This window comes from Mesorhizobium sp. CNPSo 4688, from assembly GCF_057784295.1.
This window is the reverse complement of the sequence record NZ_JBWLUY010000004.1, coordinates 171,787-187,963: the sequence shown is the minus strand read 5'-3', so window position 1 is coordinate 187,963 and position 16,177 is coordinate 171,787. Positions and strand designations below refer to the sequence as shown.

Annotated in this window: 16 protein-coding genes and 1 tRNA gene; 10 read left to right on the top strand and 7 right to left on the bottom strand. The window is 60.4% G+C overall.

The genetic code is table 11. The annotated features are described in order from the left end of the window. Positions 1-5 precede the first annotated feature (5 nt). The 4 genes from AC04SH_RS09020 to AC04SH_RS09005 form a co-directional block, all read right to left on the bottom strand. Complete coding sequence (locus tag AC04SH_RS09020; RefSeq protein ID WP_488574746.1) at positions 6-791, bottom strand: HvfC/BufC family peptide modification chaperone; 786 nt, start codon at positions 789-791, stop codon at positions 6-8. After that, a complete protein-coding gene (gene bufB, locus AC04SH_RS09015; protein ID WP_488574745.1) occupies positions 778-1,806 on the bottom strand; it encodes an MNIO family bufferin maturase in 1,029 nt (342 codons plus the stop codon). The genes AC04SH_RS09020 and bufB overlap by 14 nt, the downstream gene beginning before the upstream one ends. Positions 1,807-1,851: 45 nt before the next feature. Then, on the bottom strand, positions 1,852-2,121 hold the full coding sequence (locus tag AC04SH_RS09010) for a BufA1 family periplasmic bufferin-type metallophore (RefSeq protein ID WP_192247663.1): 270 nt from the start codon (positions 2,119-2,121) through the stop codon (positions 1,852-1,854). Positions 2,122-2,352: 231 nt separating this feature from the next. After that, positions 2,353-3,195, bottom strand: coding sequence for a patatin-like phospholipase family protein (locus AC04SH_RS09005; RefSeq protein ID WP_488574744.1), 843 nt, complete (start codon positions 3,193-3,195; stop codon positions 2,353-2,355). 112 nt (positions 3,196-3,307) lie between these two features. On the opposite strand from AC04SH_RS09005, the gene AC04SH_RS09000 reads away from it, so the two are divergent. The 5 genes from AC04SH_RS09000 to AC04SH_RS08980 all read left to right on the top strand — a co-directional run bounded on the left by AC04SH_RS09000 (position 3,308) and on the right by AC04SH_RS08980 (position 7,266). Further along, entirely contained in the window at positions 3,308-3,685 is a 378-nt protein-coding gene (locus AC04SH_RS09000; RefSeq protein WP_488574743.1) for a hypothetical protein, read from the top strand. A 187-nt stretch (positions 3,686-3,872) separates the two neighbouring features. Then, a complete protein-coding gene (locus AC04SH_RS08995; RefSeq protein ID WP_477233604.1) occupies positions 3,873-4,787 on the top strand; it encodes a LysR family transcriptional regulator in 915 nt (304 codons plus the stop codon). A 194-nt stretch (positions 4,788-4,981) separates the two neighbouring features. Then, complete coding sequence (locus AC04SH_RS08990) at positions 4,982-5,464, top strand: cupin domain-containing protein (RefSeq protein ID WP_488574742.1); 483 nt, start codon at positions 4,982-4,984, stop codon at positions 5,462-5,464. Between the two features lie 92 nt (positions 5,465-5,556). Next, the gene (locus tag AC04SH_RS08985) at positions 5,557-6,759 is read left to right on the top strand and encodes an MFS transporter (protein WP_488574741.1); all 1,203 of its coding nucleotides are present in this window, start codon (positions 5,557-5,559) and stop codon (positions 6,757-6,759) included. A gap of 42 nt (positions 6,760-6,801) precedes the next feature. Then, positions 6,802-7,266, top strand: coding sequence for a DUF302 domain-containing protein (locus AC04SH_RS08980; protein ID WP_192247652.1), 465 nt, complete (start codon positions 6,802-6,804; stop codon positions 7,264-7,266). Between the two features lie 63 nt (positions 7,267-7,329). Here AC04SH_RS08980 and AC04SH_RS08975 read toward each other — a convergent pair whose 3' ends face one another. Continuing rightward, entirely contained in the window at positions 7,330-8,319 is a 990-nt protein-coding gene (locus AC04SH_RS08975) for a LysR family transcriptional regulator (protein ID WP_488574740.1), read from the bottom strand. A 202-nt stretch (positions 8,320-8,521) separates the two neighbouring features. Between AC04SH_RS08975 and AC04SH_RS08970 the strand changes: the two genes are divergently transcribed. The 4 genes from AC04SH_RS08970 to AC04SH_RS08955 all read left to right on the top strand — a co-directional run bounded on the left by AC04SH_RS08970 (position 8,522) and on the right by AC04SH_RS08955 (position 12,914). Beyond that, the gene (locus tag AC04SH_RS08970) at positions 8,522-9,304 is read left to right on the top strand and encodes a 3-hydroxybutyrate dehydrogenase (protein ID WP_477233607.1); all 783 of its coding nucleotides are present in this window, start codon (positions 8,522-8,524) and stop codon (positions 9,302-9,304) included. 26 nt (positions 9,305-9,330) lie between these two features. Next, positions 9,331-10,488 (top strand): patatin-like phospholipase family protein, encoded by a 1,158-nt coding sequence (locus AC04SH_RS08965; RefSeq protein WP_477233608.1) that lies wholly within the window; start codon positions 9,331-9,333, stop codon positions 10,486-10,488. Positions 10,489-10,572: 84 nt separating this feature from the next. Then, positions 10,573-11,925: an NAD(P)/FAD-dependent oxidoreductase gene (locus AC04SH_RS08960; RefSeq protein WP_488574739.1), complete on the top strand. Its 1,353-nt coding sequence runs from the start codon at positions 10,573-10,575 to the stop codon at positions 11,923-11,925. A 284-nt stretch (positions 11,926-12,209) separates the two neighbouring features. After that, positions 12,210-12,914, top strand: a complete 705-nt coding sequence (locus AC04SH_RS08955) for a peroxiredoxin-like family protein (RefSeq protein WP_477233610.1) — start codon at positions 12,210-12,212, stop codon at positions 12,912-12,914. Here AC04SH_RS08955 and AC04SH_RS08950 read toward each other — a convergent pair. After that, positions 12,898-13,803 carry a LysR family transcriptional regulator gene (locus AC04SH_RS08950; protein WP_477233611.1) on the bottom strand — a complete coding sequence of 302 codons (906 nt, stop codon included), beginning with the start codon at positions 13,801-13,803 and terminating at the stop codon, positions 12,898-12,900. The two genes, AC04SH_RS08955 and AC04SH_RS08950, sit on opposite strands and share 17 nt — an antisense overlap. A gap of 751 nt (positions 13,804-14,554) precedes the next feature. Beyond that, a tRNA-Thr gene (locus AC04SH_RS08945) sits at positions 14,555-14,630 on the bottom strand. 352 nt (positions 14,631-14,982) lie between these two features. Between AC04SH_RS08945 and AC04SH_RS08940 the strand changes: the two genes are divergently transcribed. Further along, positions 14,983-16,176: a hypothetical protein gene (locus tag AC04SH_RS08940; protein WP_488574738.1), complete on the top strand. Its 1,194-nt coding sequence runs from the start codon at positions 14,983-14,985 to the stop codon at positions 16,174-16,176. The last annotated feature ends 1 nt before the right edge of the window (position 16,177 follow it).

Genomic DNA, 16,177 nt, shown 5'->3' with positions numbered 1-16,177 from the left:
TTCCTTCAGTTTGAGAGAGGGGGCACCGGGACGCGCACGTCGGTGACGAGCCTGTCGCGGAACAGACGCACAAGCGCTGAAACCAGGTCGAAGGCCGGGTCGAGCGCCAAGGCGCGGCCAGTGGCATGCTCAAGGCCGAAGCCGTGCTTCAGCGAATGCCAGAAGGCGAAGGTCGCGCGGTCGAGCAGAAAAAGCCGCACGTAGTTCCCAGATCGCCACAGCGCCACCCGCTCGGGGCGCCTTGTCCAGGGGATTTTTTCATCGACCGCAGTCTCCTTTTGATGCTCCATCCATACCGATAGGATCGACCAGTGGGAGACGATCAGTCGCAGTGAAGGCTGGAGCAAGATATCCGGCGACAGCCCAAGGTCGGTGCTGTCGTATTCTGCGAGACTGCGGGCCGGCAACGAAGCCGTATCGAGCGCTTCGGCAATGGCCCATTCGAGCCGAGCCGTCTCGGCAACGATCGGCACGTCGGACAGCGTGTCGATGGTCTTCAGGAAGCGAGGGAAGCCAGCGCCATAACGCGCCAGGCGTGACTCCGCCGGCGGATGCCGTCGAATGAACTCGCTCGCCATAAAGCGGAAGAAACGTTCGTCGACGAGGCGAGCCGTAACGGGGAAGACCGCCATCAGCACAGCAGTCAACGAACTGCGCGTATTGTTCTGGTAGATGCGCAGGCGAGCCATTGGGTCGGCCTTGCCGGCGGTCAGCATTCTCGCGTCGATCAGAGGCTCTATGGCCAGCACCGAGCGCGTAACGATGGTTTGCAGGTGTTCAAGCGGCAGCATCATATCCTCCCTCGATTGTCGGCAAGGCCATGTGCATGGCCGGTTTGGCTCTGGCAGCGGCAAATGCCGCAAGCACAGGCATGCTGGTCTGAGAGCTTTCGAAAGCCGGTAGCGTGGGCGCCGGCGGGGCCATAGTCGTGGCGATGTGCCGCGCGGCTTGCTTGCGGTTGAACATGACCGAAGCGGTGAGCATGTCGGCCCACATGGCTTCACCAAGCAGAACGTCGAGAACCGGCACATCGGTATCCCATTCGATCAGCGTAGGGCGCGGTCCAAGACTGGTGATGGCATGCTGGTAGAGGTGCCAGACAACTGCCGGCACGCGAGAGCCATGATCGTCGATCAGCACGGTGTCGCCGCCGACCTGATTGGTCGCGTGGCCGGCAAGGTGGATTTCACCGATGGCATCGGCGGGCAAAGCGTCGATGAAGGTCTTGGCATCGTATTGAAGATTGTGCGCCGAAACCTGGACATTGTTGACGTCCAGAAGCAGGCCGCAGCCCGTTTGCGCCACCAGCTCGGCCAGAAATTCAGCTTCATTCATGGAGGAGTCCGCAAACGCGACATAGGCGGACAGGTTCTCGATCAGCACACGCCGCTTCAGCGTATCCTGGATGGTCGCTACATTGCGCGCCACGATCGCCAGCGCCTCTTCGTCATAGCGAAGGGGCAGCAGGTCATTGAGATAGGCTCCGTCGGCAACGCTCCAGGCAAGATGCTCCGAAACAAGATCAGGCTGGAACCGCTCGCAGACCTTGCGCAGCCTTTCCAGATGATCCCGGTCCACGCCTTGTGCGCTGCCCAAAGACAGCCCGACGCCGTGCACCGACAGCGGATATATTTGGCGCAGCCGTTCAAGCGCCTCGACGGCGGCGCCGTCGCCCATATAGTTCTCGGCATGCACTTCGAGCCAGCCAGCGGAGGGTCTGCGGGTCAGCATCTCGCTGATGTGAGGAGAGCGCAGACCGATGCCAGCGGATGCCGGGATCGTGAGGGGCTGAAATGCACGGGACATCGGTCTGCTCCCTTCCAAAGGGGGTTGGCTTGAAGTCTGGGTCGGTCAGGCTTTCGGCTTGTCGCTGCCGCCGGTGATCTTGGCGCAGCTGCCGGCCGGCACGTAGAGCCAGGAGTCCGGCTGGTTGTCGGCGGTCGAGGTGCCGGCGCATGAATGCGTCGCTGTCTGGCAGTCGTTCTGGCCGGCCTTGACGACGCCATAGCACTTCTCGAACGAGAAGCTGGGCTTAGCGGCGGGGCCGCTATAGGCTGCAGTTGCAGCAAGCGAGGTGGCGGCCGCGAGGGCCGATCCGATGAGGGTCTTGGTGTTGATCACGGTCGTTTCTCCTGATTGCGTTTCGAGGGAAGACTGACCTGGCGGCCTGTCTGCAAACAGTGTCGTCGAACGTGCGATGAAGCTGAAATGCTGTCTCGGCATGGATTTGATACGCGGTCACTATGTTGAGGAGGATAACGAGCAAAAGCCCTCCGGCGGGGAACCGGAGGGCTTTGGCGCCTGCACTTCGTGAGCGGAGCGAAGCGGGCGCGGCTAGGCGGAGGGAGGCGCCTAGACGTATCGATTTTTGTTGTCGACGACCCAGCTTTCGCTCAAGGTTGGATGGTCGGCGAGAAGCCAGTCCTCGGCTCGCTGGCGACCGCGGTCACGCATGTCGGTCAATTCGCCCCAGTCGATCCAAGGCCTGGTAAACAAGGCAGCGCTTGTTCTGTGATGGCTGTCGAAGAGGACAGATCCAGAGTTCACGGCATTTGCGGCGAGGCGGTAAGCCGCACAAGGCGTCATGCACCCGGAGGGTTTGCCGCTGACAATGAGCCAATGCCCAGCCTCGATCGGCTGCACTGCTGGCAAGGCCGAAAAATCGCCTTCGCCCCAATACGTATCGCCATCGATTTCCACGGGCGGGAATAGAAATGGGACTGTCGCTCCCGCCAGGATAGCGTCGATCGACAACTGGTCGCCGGAGAAAATCGTCACGGTGTCGGTGCGGGCATTTGAAGTCAGGATGTTGAGCTTCAACTGGCAGCTGTTTTTGTGCAACTCGGCAATGTCGATCGACTGTTCCAGGATTGATTTCAATGGATTGGCTGTCGCGGCCACAGACATCGATGCGTGGCTGACGCGCCGCCAGAAATTGGTAAGCGCCGTCCTTGCCCCACGCCTGCCGCCCAAAGCCAGTCCGTAGGCAAGAACCGCCGCTTCCATGCTCCCGAAACCGCATGCGGTGATGCTGCGGAAGGAAAGACGAGGTTCATCCAGCAAGCGATCGAGCACGCCCCAGACAAATGCGCCGTGTGCATCGCTTGCCAGGGTAATGTCGATCAGCTGGCGGTCTTCCGTCGCGGGTCTCGCACCGGCAATGAAGGCTTGGTCGGTTGCGGCCTGGATTTGCATCTTTTGAGTCTCCTCCCGAAGAACGCCCGGCAAGGCGTTTGATGGAGACACTGCCGCATGATCCTCCATTGGCGAAATGCCAAGGTGGCATGAACTCCATAGGCAGATTGCATTGGCTGCAATCCCTTGCGCGGCGCAAGGTTTTGCCAGCCAGGCGACGATCTTGCTTGGCGCGACGGTCGCTGGCAAGCCTTCAGCACAAGGAAGAGCGTGTCATGAGAATACGAACTGTCTGTGTGGGGTGTTCGCCTTCAGTCTTTTGGCCAGACGCGCATCCGCCGATGCCTTCAGCGATCTGGCGTCGCTGCCATCATTCTATAGCGATGCCGGAATGAAAACGATGAAGCCTATGGCCGGTTTCAAGAAGGCCTGGCTGGCTGTGCCTCGGAAGGATCGGGGCACGATGATGAAGATGTGCAATGACGCAGCCACAAGCAAGCCGCACGCTGCGTTCTGCGCCAATGTATTGGCGCTTGGCGGCGCCAATTGAGCTGCTCCGCCATCCAATTTGAAGGTGGTAACTGCTGCGCAACACAATTTGTCCGTAGCGAGCGCTGTCACGGCGCCATGACAGACCGCTATCGACTTTATAGCCGCAGTGCATTGGCGCCAAAGCGCGCCTTGCGGCAGTCTCCGAAGCACGAACAGCCACGTCTGCAATTCGGGGACAAATCGGCATGGACATTCACCACATCCGCTACTTCCTGGCCGTGTGCGAGACGCGAAACTTCACGCGCGCAGGTGAAAAGTGCAACGTCACTCAGCCGGCGCTATCCCGCGCCATTCAGCAACTTGAGGAGGAGGTCGGAGGGCTACTGTTTCGCCGCGAACGAAGCTTGACCCACCTGACCGACCTAGGTGTGCTGCTTCGCCCGCGTTTCCAGCAGATCCTCGACGAACTGACTGGAGTGCGGCAGGAGGCATCAAGGTTCCTGTGCCTGGAAAACGCCAACCTTAAGGTCGGCGTCATGTGTACGATCGGCCCCCGTCGCTTCACCGGCCTGCTGACCGACTTTAACCGGCGTCAGCAGGGCATCCAGCTGCAACTGGTTGAGGGCGTCCCGGCATCACTCTCCCAACTTCTAGAGTCCGGCGAGATCGATGTCGCCATAATGGCGTCAAGCGACAGCTTTCCGGACCGCTTCGACGTCACACCGCTTTATCGCGAGCGCTTTGTCCTCGCCTTTCCAAACGGCCATCGGCTGGCCCGCAATGACAACGTGGCAATCTCCGAACTCGATGGTGAAAATTATCTCAGGCGGCTCAATTGCGAGTATCGCGATCATCTCGCGGGCCTGTGCAACGACCGTGGCGTAAAGCTCAGGATCTCCTATGCGAGCGAGCGCGAGGACTGGATTCAGAACATGGTTTCCGGGGGGCTGGGAATCTGCTTCATCCCGGAATTCAGTGCCGTCATCCCGGGCTTGCAGATCAGGCCGGTGATCGATCCTGAAGTTTGGCGGGAGGTTTCCCTGGTCGTGGTGGCGGGGCGACGCTTCTCGCCTGCGGCATCGGCTTTCGTAAACAGCGTCAAGGCGCATGGCTGGCCTGAGAGCGCAATCGTCCAGGCCATCCAAAAGACCGCTGCCTGAAGCAAATCAAAGAATTAAGGGGTCGCACGTGGCGGTTTGCCGCGTGTGCCCCACATGCATTTGCGATGGTCCACGATAGTTTTCAGGTATCGATTTCAGACCCAGTCAGCATTTCTCTTTTCGGATCGCTCCCGTCACTCTCCTCGTCATGCCCCGCCTCCCGCGTTTGGGCACCGACAAAGGAGAAATACAAGATGGCTACCAAAAAACTCATCCTTTCGTTTGCGGCAGGTCTGCTTTCGGCAACCGCTGCTTTTTCCTCTGCTCCAGCCTTCGCCGGCGACTGCCCTGCCGGACAGGCCGCCACGACCGACATCCAGGAACATCCCAGCAAGCCGGTCGGCGTGACCGACACCGTTCTTTCGGCGATCGATCTCAGCCCGAAGGGCGAAGCCTGGAAGGGCAACATGCTGCGTCTGCGCAAGCTCGTCGTTCAGCCGGGCGGCGTGGTGCCGTGGCATGAGCACACGGTTCGCCCCGCTAACATTATCGTCGTCGAGGGCTCGATCACTGAATACGCCAGCACCTGCAAGGTCGGAATCGAGCACCCTGCTGGCGATGTGACCGCCGAGTTCGGCCAGCTCGCCCATTGGTGGAAGAACAACGGAAAGGTGCCCGCGGTGCTCTATTCCGCCGACGTCCTTCCGCCCGCGATGCACGACGACCACATGATGTGATCCGAACGTTTCGGCGGACAGTTCCCACACTCAGCAACCGAATGCGCGTCCTCAGGTAATCGCCTGGGGACGTCCGGCCACGGAGCCTCGTCATGACAACCAGTGAACAGACAGAAATGACGCCGCTGCACAACGTGGCCGCAGATAGTTGGCGCTTTGGCCTTGTTGCGCTGATCGCATTTCTTACGCTTGTCGATCTGTTCGCCACCCAGGCAATAGTGCCCTCACTGGTGATAAAATTCGGCGTCAGCCGTGCAACTATGGGCTTCGCCGTCAACGCCAGCACGTTCGGCATGGCGGTGGCAGGTATCGCTGTTGCCCTCTTCGGGCGCGGCATCGATCGTCGCAACGGCATCTGGATCAGCCTGGCCATATTGGCGATCCCGACAACACTGCTTTCGCAGACCGACAGCATAGTCGTCTTTGCTCTCCTGCGCGTTGCGCAAGGCCTGTGCATGTCGACCGCGTTCACGCTGACGATGGCCTACCTGGCCGAACATTTCTCCGCACGGCAGACGACCAGTGCGCTCGCCGCCTATGTAACGGGCAATGTCGCCAGCAACTTCTTCGGACGACTGATGTCGGCCGCCGTCGCCGACACATTCGGCATCTCCACCAACTTTCTGACCTTCGCGGCTCTCAATTTGTCTGGCGCGGCGCTTGTCTGGTTCACGCTACAAAAGACTTCGGCAGCGATGCGCGTCGATACGGTCGGTCAATCTGCCCGCGCATCCTGGAAAGGCCCGCTGGAGAATGCCGAACTACGTGCTTGTTTCGCGATCGGCTTCCTGATCCTTTTCGTCTTCATAGGCACCTTCACCTATGTGAATTTCCAGCTTGTCGCCCCGCCGCTGTCGCTGTCACCGATGGCACTCGGACTGATCTATTTCGTCTTCCTGCCATCGATGCTGACCACGCCACTCGCCGGACGTGTCACGGCCGGTCTCGGCCCGAGGATTGGCATCGGTGCAACGCTTGCGATGGCAATCGTTGGGCTGCTGCTGTTGCTCACAACCAGCCTGCCGATCGTCCTTGCAGGGATGGCGCTGATCGCCATGGGAACCTTCCTGGCGCAAGCGATAGCTACGGGGCACGTCAGCCGGACCGCCTCGCGCGATCGCACCGCCGCGAGCGGCATCTACTTGGCCTCCTACTATGGGGGCGGGCTCGCTGGCAGCTTCGTCATCGGACAGATTTACGACCGGATCGGGTGGACCGCATGCGTGGCCGTGCTCGCCGCCTTCCTTGCCGGCGCCATCGCGGTGGCGCGCGTGCTGCAACCTCCAAAGACGTGACACCCAAGACCGAAAAATGACCATTCAACAAAGGAGACTGACATGACCAACTACCTCAAGACCATGATTGCTGGAGCCGCCCTACTGATAGTTGCCGCCATCCCAGCCGCCGCTTCTGATGGCGTTGTCACGGTGAAGAGCGACTATTCCGTCACTGAAACCATCGCCCGCATCAAGAAAGATGTCCTCAAGAAAGGCATCAAGTTCTTCGGCGTCATCGACCAGGCAAAGCTGGGCAACAATGCCGGCAACGAAGTCAGGCCGTCGCGACTGGTGATGTTCGGCAACCCGGCCCTCGGGACAACCTTCATCACATCCAATCCCGAAGCCGGTCTCGACTGGCCGGTGCGCGTGCTGGTCTATCAGACTGCGGATGGCGCGGTTTACGCCGCCTATAGCGACTTCGACTGGATCGCCAAGCGTCATGGCATCACGGATCGCGCCCCGCAGTTCAAGATGGCAACCGAGGTCATCCAGTCGGTGACCTCGACAATCAGGAAGAACTGAGCGTGGACATGTGCCGGAGATCCATCACTCTGGCATGGGAAAGAACGTGTTTGCGCGCAGAGGCTATTCAGCGGCGGACAACGCCTTTGCACGCTCGCCGAACCACTTCTTCTGCGTGGCCTCGCGCACGAGTGCGCCAACCGCCGGCGAATGCCTGCGGCCGCGCACCGTGACGAGATTGACCTCGCGCCAGAATTCCGGATCGGTGATCGGCAACGGCACCACTCCGGGGTGCTTGGCGGTATGCTCAGGCATGAATCCGAAACCAAGCCCGGCGGCGATCATTGCGAGTGTCCAATCGTCACGATCGCTCCAGTAAACGGGACTGACGGTGACGCCCTGCGAGGCAAGAATGGCATCGGCATAACCGGCAAATTCACAATTGTTGCGGTGGATGTAGGTCTCATTGCTCATATCCGTCACCCGCACGCTGCGCTGGTTGGCCAGGCGATGGTTCAGATGAACGGCCATCACCATCTGCTCCTGAAACAGCGGCAAGGAATGAACCTCCTCATCGGGCACGTTTGACGGCAACGCGTAAATTGCTGCCTCGAGATCTCCCCCGAGCAGTCGTTTGCGCAAGCTCGGTGCATCGGCATCGCAAAGATGAGGCTCCACGCCCGGATGGTGCGTGCGCACGGACGAAATGAGCTCGATGATTTCATCCGGAGCAATCGTGCTCATGATGCCGACCCGGAGAGGCGTCTTCTTGAGGTGCACATATTGCTCGGCGATCTGCTTGGCCTGCCGGGAGTTTTCGAAAACGCCTTCGAGATAGGTCTCGACCATGCGACCGAGTTCCGTCAGATGAGTGAAGCGTCGCTCACGGTGAAAAAGCGCGCCGCCGAACTCGTCTTCGAGCAGCTTGATTGCGCGCGACAGTGCCGGCTGCGTAACGTTGCACAGCTCGGCCGCCATGGTGAAATTCAGTTCCTTGGCGACGGCCAAGAAATACCTGACCTGGCTGATCTCCACTGCACGCTCCCCCAGCGGCTGGCACACGGCACGACCCGCGTTGTTGCCCGGTGATCTTACTAGTTGCCCCAACGTCAAACAACCCGATCAGGCGATTCATGTCCCAGACGACAGATCGACGATGTGACCGTGGGCTATCGAAACCATGTCTCAACGGCATTTCCGCCGCCTCCAGCTGCCCGCCATACTTGGCCCAGAAGTCGAGACTGGGCTCCAAGGCCCGTCGCTCGCAGCCGTTTACAGGCCATTTCGGCCCCGGCTTCAACCGAAGGAAACAACGATGCTCAGAGGAAAGACGGCACTGATCACAGGTTCGACCAGCGGCATCGGCCAAGGCATTGCCGAAGCCTTCGCCGCGAAGGGCTGCAACATCGTTCTGAACGGCTTCGGCGATCTCGGTGAGATCGAGTTGCTGAGAGCAAAGCTTGCCGCGGACCATGGTGTGACTGTTCGCTACGACGGCGCGGACATGAGCAAGGGCAGCGCGATCACCGCGATGATGGACAAGGCAATCGCCGAGTTCGGCGCAATAGACATCCTCGTCAACAATGCCGGCATCCAGCATGTCGCGCCGATCGATGACTTTCCGATCGAAAAATTCGAGGCGGTCGTGGCGATCGATCTGATGTCGTCGTTTTACACGATCCGGCGCGCGCTGCAGGCCATGAAAGACCGTAAATGGGGTCGCATCATCAATGTTGCATCTGCCCACGCGCTCGTCGCTTCGCCGTATAAATCCGCTTATGTCGCTGCCAAGCACGGGGTCGCCGGTCTGACCAAGACGGTCGCGCTTGAAGTCGCTGAGCAAGGCATCACCGTCAATGCTGTCTGCCCAGGATACGTCCTCACTCCATTGGTCGAAAAGCAGATTCCCGACACAGCCAAGGCGCGCGGGATCACGGAAGAACAGGTGATCAAGGACGTGCTCCTGGCAGCCCAGCCAACCAAACAGTTCGTGACTGTCGCCCAGGTCGCGGCTCTCTGCCTGTTCCTGGCCTCGAACGATGCGGCTTCGATCACCGGCGCGATCATGCCGATCGAAGGCGGCTGGACTGCCCATTGAATCCGGCAACGAGGAGCTGAACAACCATGAACAAGATCACCAGAAATCCTTCGGCGTCAGAACCTCTGCAAGCGGCCGCGAGTGTGGCCGGTGGTTCGGTCCAGCGGCAGACTGTGCTGGTCCTGCAGGGCGGCGGCGCGCTGGGCGCGTATCAGGCCGGCGTCTACCAGGCGATGGTCGAAGGCGGTATCGAGCCGGACTGGGTGATTGGCACCTCGATCGGCGCGATCAACGCCGCGCTCATTGCCGGGAACGAACCACAAGACCGCCTGCCAAGACTGCGCGAATTCTGGGATGGCGTCGGTCGCAGCAGTCCGCTCGACGAGTTCTTCCGGATGATGGTTCCAAGCAACATTTTTGCCAATATGGGCACGGTGATACATGGCATACCGGGATTCTTCGAGCCCAACCCAAGCGCCATGTTCGGGGTCAATCGCGAAGTGGGTGTGGAGAATGCATCCTACTACACCACCGATCCGCTGAAGCGGACGCTAAACAACCTTATCGACTTCGACTGCCTCAACCGCCGTTACACGCGGCTGACAGTCGGCGCTGTCAACGTCAACACCAGCGAACTCAAATATTTCGATAGCAGCCTGATGCCGTTGTCGGTGGCCCATATCATGGCGTCGGGCGCCTTGCCGCCGGCTTTCCCGGCAGTCTGCATCGACGGCGAGCCCTACTGGGATGGCGGCATCTATTCGAACACGCCCATCGAGGTCGTGCTGGACGAGCGCCCGCGGCGCGACGCGCTGATCTTTGCCGTCAACATGTGGCAACCGCGCGCCACTGAACCGAAATCGATCTGGCAGGTCATGGGCCGGCAGAAGGATCTTCAATACGCCAGCCGCGGACGTAGCCACGTCGCCCGCCAGGAGCAACTGCATCGTTTGCGCCACGTCGTGCGCGAAATGGGAAAGTTGGTCCCTGAAGAGCTGCGCGAGGATCCAATGTTCAAGGAGCTTGCGGCCTACGGCTGTCCGTCGGTCATGCATCTTGTGCGGCTGCTGTCACCGCGCCTCGACGGAGAGGACCACACCAAGGATATCGACTTTACCCGCGCAGGCATTCGCACCCGCTGGGAGGCCGGATACGAGCACGGGCAACGCGTCCTCTTGGAGAAGCCGTGGGAATGCGAAGTCGACCTGCTCCAGGGCATCGTTATTCACGAATCGCAAGTGTGAGTTGTTCCAGCGGCGAGCCCGAGGAAAAGACGGAGACTACCGATGCAGATCATCACTCCTGGGATGCGGCTGGTTCCGGAAGCCGTGCTCGCCAACGACGCCGCGCTTTTCCGCACGATACCGGAGACGCCATCCCACGCCGACAGTTCACGGCATCGCGTAGTCATCGTCGGCGGAGGTGCCGGTGGACTCGAGTTGGCAACACGGCTCGGCAGGAAATTCGGCAAGCGGCGGCTTTCCATAACGCTCGTCGATCGCAATCGCACACATGTCTGGAAGCCACTTCTGCACGAGGTGGCGTCCGGTGCGTTGAATCCGTCGAGCGATGCGGTGGAATACATCGCACATGCCAGCAGGCACCACTATCGCTACCGGATCGGCGAAGTCGTCGGCATTGACCGCGCCAAGCGCCAGGTTTTTGTGGCGCCGAGCTTCGACGACGACGGCCGACGGATCATCCCGCCGCGGGTGTTGGGCTACGACACGCTGGTGCTGGCCGTGGGCAGCGTCAGCAACGATTTCGGGACGCCGGGGGCGGCGCGTCACGCCATCGCGCTCGACACGACCGGTCAGGCCTCCCGTTTCAACAAGCGCATGATTGACGCCTGCCTGCGTGCGAACGCCCAATACGAGAAGCTTTCACCAGGCCAACTCCATTGCGTCATCGTTGGCGCCGGGGCCACCGGCGTTGAACTGGCCGCCGAGTTGCATAAGTCGATGCGAGAAATCGCCTCGCACAATCTCGACAACATCGATTTCGAAAGGCTGATCCGCATCACCATCGTCGAGGCAGGACCGCGCATCCTGCCGGCTTTGCCGGAACACCTTGCGCGCTCTTCCGCGCGCCGGCTTGTTGATCTCGGCGTCCAGATCCGATGCGGCATAAAGGTCACCGAAGTGACAGAAGACGGTATCAGGCTTGGCGAGAAGCTGTTCGTGCCAGCTGAACTCGTCGTATGGTCCGCGGGGATAAAGGCGCCGGATTTTCTGAAGCAACTCGATGGCCTCGATACGGATCGCATCAACCGCCTGGTCGTGGATGAGACGCTGCGGGCCATGGGAGACGAAAACGTGTTTGCGATCGGCGACTGCGCGAGTTGTGTGTTGCCCGGCAGCGAAGATCCCTTGCCGCCGCGCGCCCAGACGGCCCATCAGCAAGCCGATCATATGGTCAAGGTGATTGCGGCACGCCTCGAAGGGCAGGCGGCGCCGGCGTTCCGTTACCGCGACTACGGTTCCCTCGTTTCACTGGCCGACTACGGCACTTTCGGCAGCCTGATCGGCGGACTGAAGGTCGAGGGTCTGCTTGCCCGGTTGATGTATCGCTCGCTCTACAAGATGCACCTCAACGCGGTGCACGGGACCTTCAAGACCATGCGGGATACGATCGTGGGAATCCTGTCGCACCGCACCAAACCGCGGGTCAAATTGCATTGAATCTCGGTGGGCCGGGACGGTGGAAAAATGTGATGTCGCGATCCTCGGTGGCGGTGGTGCAGGGATGGCTGTGACAGTAGCCACACGCGATGCCTGGCTGCCGCTTTCAGACTTCCGCTTCGGAAGTCAGGAAATCTGATGTAACGATTCGAGCCGCAATACCGAACAGAAGATGAATCCGCATAGCTTCGATGCACGCAGGGCATCGACTCCATGCAAGAAAAGCATGGCCGTGCTCGTGGGGCTTCAATGTTAGGCTGCATGGAAATTGCGAAAGTGCAGAAATGGCCGCCGATGACCAGCCAATGACATTTGAACAGTCCGTCCAGGCTGCCATCGAACTCGATGCACCTCTCAACCAGAGGCTGGCGGTGATCGCGAGCGCAGTGCGCCGACTGAACTCGGAGTTCGCTGACGCGGTTGACCGGCTGGTGGCGCGCCTCAGGGAACAGGGAGCTGGTGCAAGTGCTCCCGCCCCCGGCGATGTTATGCCCGCATTCCTGCTGCCTGATGACGAGGGCAGGCTCGTGAGCCTATCTGAAATCCTTAGCCACGGGCCGGCCGTCATTACCTTTCAGCGCGGACATTGGTGTCCCTATTGCCGCTTGAATGCGATCGGCATCGTCGAAGCCCAACTGGAGATTACGACGCTGCGCGGCCAGGTCGTGGTCATCATGCCGGAGCGGCGCAAATTCGCAAAGGCAATGAAGGCCTCGGTTGGTGCTCAGTTTCCTTTCCTGACGGACATGGACAATGGCTACGCTTTGTCCCTCAACCTGGCGATCTGGGTGGGAGCCGAGATGGAGCGGTTGATGGGCCTCGGCCTCGATCTGCCGAACTATCAGGGCAACAGCAGCTGGTTCCTGCCGATCCCTGCTACTTTCGTCGTTGGAACTGATGGCATCATCACAGATCGGTTCGTCGATCCCGACTATCGTCGGCGGATGGACATCGACGACTTGATCGCGGCGCTCAGGCGGGCTCGCTGACGCCAAATGTCGACCAGTCGGTTGATCGCAGGAGGTTGAGGAGCGTCACGGCCACCTGCGAGCGATGTCGGCCCGCGACTGCGTAGACGGCGACGATCCGAGAAACATCCAGATCACGCAGCTTGAGTCTGCGGACGTTGGGCGAGCGGGGTGCGGTCATCGAGACAAAGCCAACGCCTGCATTGGCTTCCAGCAGCGCCAGCAAATCCTGGTCGGTTTCAACCTCATGTGTGGTGCGAGGCGTAATTCCTTTGGCCGAGAGACCGCGCGACAGATCTTCGCTCGTTTCCCAGTCGATCCGACTGAGCACGGGTTCTGCGGCTAACTGGCTCAGCGCTACATCCGCTTCGTTTCGGCGGGCAAGAGGGTGATCGGAGTTCACGACGAGCTCGATCCCCTCCTGGAAAAGCGGCCACGTGTCGAGCCGATCCCAAGCCTGTCCCAGCGGACCGGCAACCGCCAGTTCGACATTGCCGCTCTTGAGGGCTTCGATGACAGCGGTCGGGGAACCGCGACTGATCTTGAGATGCACCCCAGGGTAGGCTCGGAAAAGCTCGGTGAAGGGAGAGACCAGCAGCGCTATGTTGACGCTGTTGGAAATGGTTACGTTGAGTGGGGCGACGTCACTGCTTTGCACGGCCTTTGCGAGAGATTTTGCGGAGGTGGCAGCATCGTAACATTGTTGCAGCAGGGGCAGCATGCGCCGGCCGAGCTCGGTCAGATGGGAATGCTGGCGCTCGCGACGAAGCAACTCACCGCCCAACTCGTCTTCGAGGGTCTTGATTGCGCGAGTCAGAGCCGGCTGCGTGACATTGCACTCTTCCGCTGCTCTGGTAAAATTTAGCGTGTTGGACAGGGCCAGAAAATAGCGGACCTGCTGCATCTCCATGAATTTTCGCCCCCTCAGCGAAATGGTCTATCAGCGTTGGTGCATATTCGAAGATTAGCGCAATAAATCGCTTTCAGCAAAGTGCCTGCACCATGGCCCCCGGCGGCAAGAGTCATATCGAACCGAGCGATTTGCCCAGCAATCGGCGAAGTCCCTGACCCGCTTGCTTGGCTGGCGCTGCCGTGACGCCCGGCCGATGACCGGTTTGTGCTTAACCGGCGAATTGTAATCGCTTTGCGCAGATCAATCATCAACGCAGAATAGGGAGCAGTTGGTGAAAGCCCAACTTCAAAGACCGAGTCGACCGTTCGATCGGCAAGACACATTGTCGAAGCGGATTGAGACAAAGTGCCTACCGATGCTAGCAATCATTTTTTTGCGCTGAGTTTTTCGCTTCAGCGACACGCTTCGCCTCTGTAAACGCCCCTGAGGTTGAGGCCGGAACCGCCATCTCAGCGGTATGATTCCTGCGATCTCCATCCCGCTCCATCGTTTTCCACGTGGCCGATAATAGACGGATATTAGATGAATTTTTCGGGGGCACACCTAAGTGCTTGATTTTGCTGGTACGCCCAAGTGCATCGAACCCCTGTTACCGCCGTGAAAGCGTGGCCGCCCGAAAGAATTGGATTCATCGCTGATCGTCTGCGTGAGTTTGCGGCAGTTTGGTGCCATCATGGTGCCACGGATAGCCGCGCAGCCGTGGAACTAGGGTCACAAAGCACTAGTCGGCTGCTTTTGTTGAAGTTTCTGGTGCCGCTTAGGTGACTCGAACACCTGACCCCATCATTACGAATGATGTGCTCTACCAACTGAGCTAAAGCGGCCCGGGAAGCGCAGGGCTTCCAAGATCGGCTGGGTGATAGACTCAACCGGCCGCTAATTCAAGATGGGCAACCGCGATTTCAAGGCGGCATCCGGCAAATCGTCCCGGCATTTTCCGTTTGCGCTGGAAGGAGCCACGTCTCGTTTCGTTTTTCGATCGCATGGGAATATCTCGGCGGTCTGCGCGTAAATTGTCCGGGAGGTGGCGAAACAGGCTGATTTTATTGTTAAAAACCCTGGAAATTGGCTTTCAACGCCCCGCCGAGGCAGAATGCGGACGCTCGCCCGTTGATTGATTGGTCGCCTGCGGCTAACGATCATGGCAATGTGAGCGAACGGACAGGGGAAATTCGCTTGGACGCGATCGAAAAAGCGATCCGCAACGCCTTCGAGAAAGGCAATGCCGAGGACCGGGCGTTTCGCGAGAGGGTCTATCGATCGGCCTTCGCGGCGCTCGACCGCGTCCTTCAGGCCAATCCCGGCGTGACGGTGGAAGCCGCCATCAAGCGCCGCAAGGCGGTGCAGGAAAAGATCACCGAGATCGAATCGGAATTCCTGCCGGCGGTCCCCGACGTCGCTGCGCAGACGCAAGGCGCTGCGCAGACGCAAGGCGCCGCTCAGGCCCAAGGTACTGCGGAGACGCAAGGCGCCGGCGCCGCGCCTGCGGTCGATGCCCCGACAGGCATCGCGGCCGGCCCGTCGCCGGCGATCGTCGTTGATGGGCCGGTTCAGCCCGATGCATCCGACGCGCCGCGCTCGCGCGTGCTGCCGGTCGTCCCCGACATCATGCCCGACGCCACGCTTCCCGGCGCCCCGGCGATCGACATGGCCGATTCCGCGACGGCCGAGACCGCGACGGAAGTGGCGCCTGACCGCGACGAAAGGCGGATAAGAGGCCGCCGCCTGCCGCTGACGGCGATCTTCTTTGGCGTCACTTTGCTCGCCGCCGCAGGCATAGGCCTCTATTTCGCCGTCCAGACCGGCGTCTTCAAGACGCCGGCACAGCTCGACACGGCCCCGCCCGAGGCGCCGCCGACGGTCGACGATGACGATTTCACGCCGCCCGCCGATACAAACGCGCCGCAGCAGCCTGGCGCGGCCGAACAGGCGCGTGACTGGATCAACGTGTTTACACCCACCGATCCGACTCATGTGGCGACGCCCTCCGACGCCAAGGCCGATGTCGTGCAGGACGATACCGGCTCCTTCCTGCGCATCCGCTCCGGCGCGTCCGGCTCGGCTATCAGCTTCGATGTCGGGCAAGGCGTGCTGGAGAAGCTTGCCGGCAAACATGCCGTGTTCGACATCATCGCCCGCGCCGAGGACGGCAAGGACACGCAGATCTCCGTCGACTGCAATTTCGGCGATCTCGGCGACTGCGGTCGCAAGCGCTATGCCGTCGGACAGCAGCGCAACGAATATCTGTTCGACGTAAAGTTCCCCGACAAGCCCCCGGGCGCGGCCGGCAGCATCGCCATCAACTCCGATTTCGACAAGCAGGGCAAGGCGGTCGATATCTACGAGATCCGCGTCTCGATCGAGCCGTAAA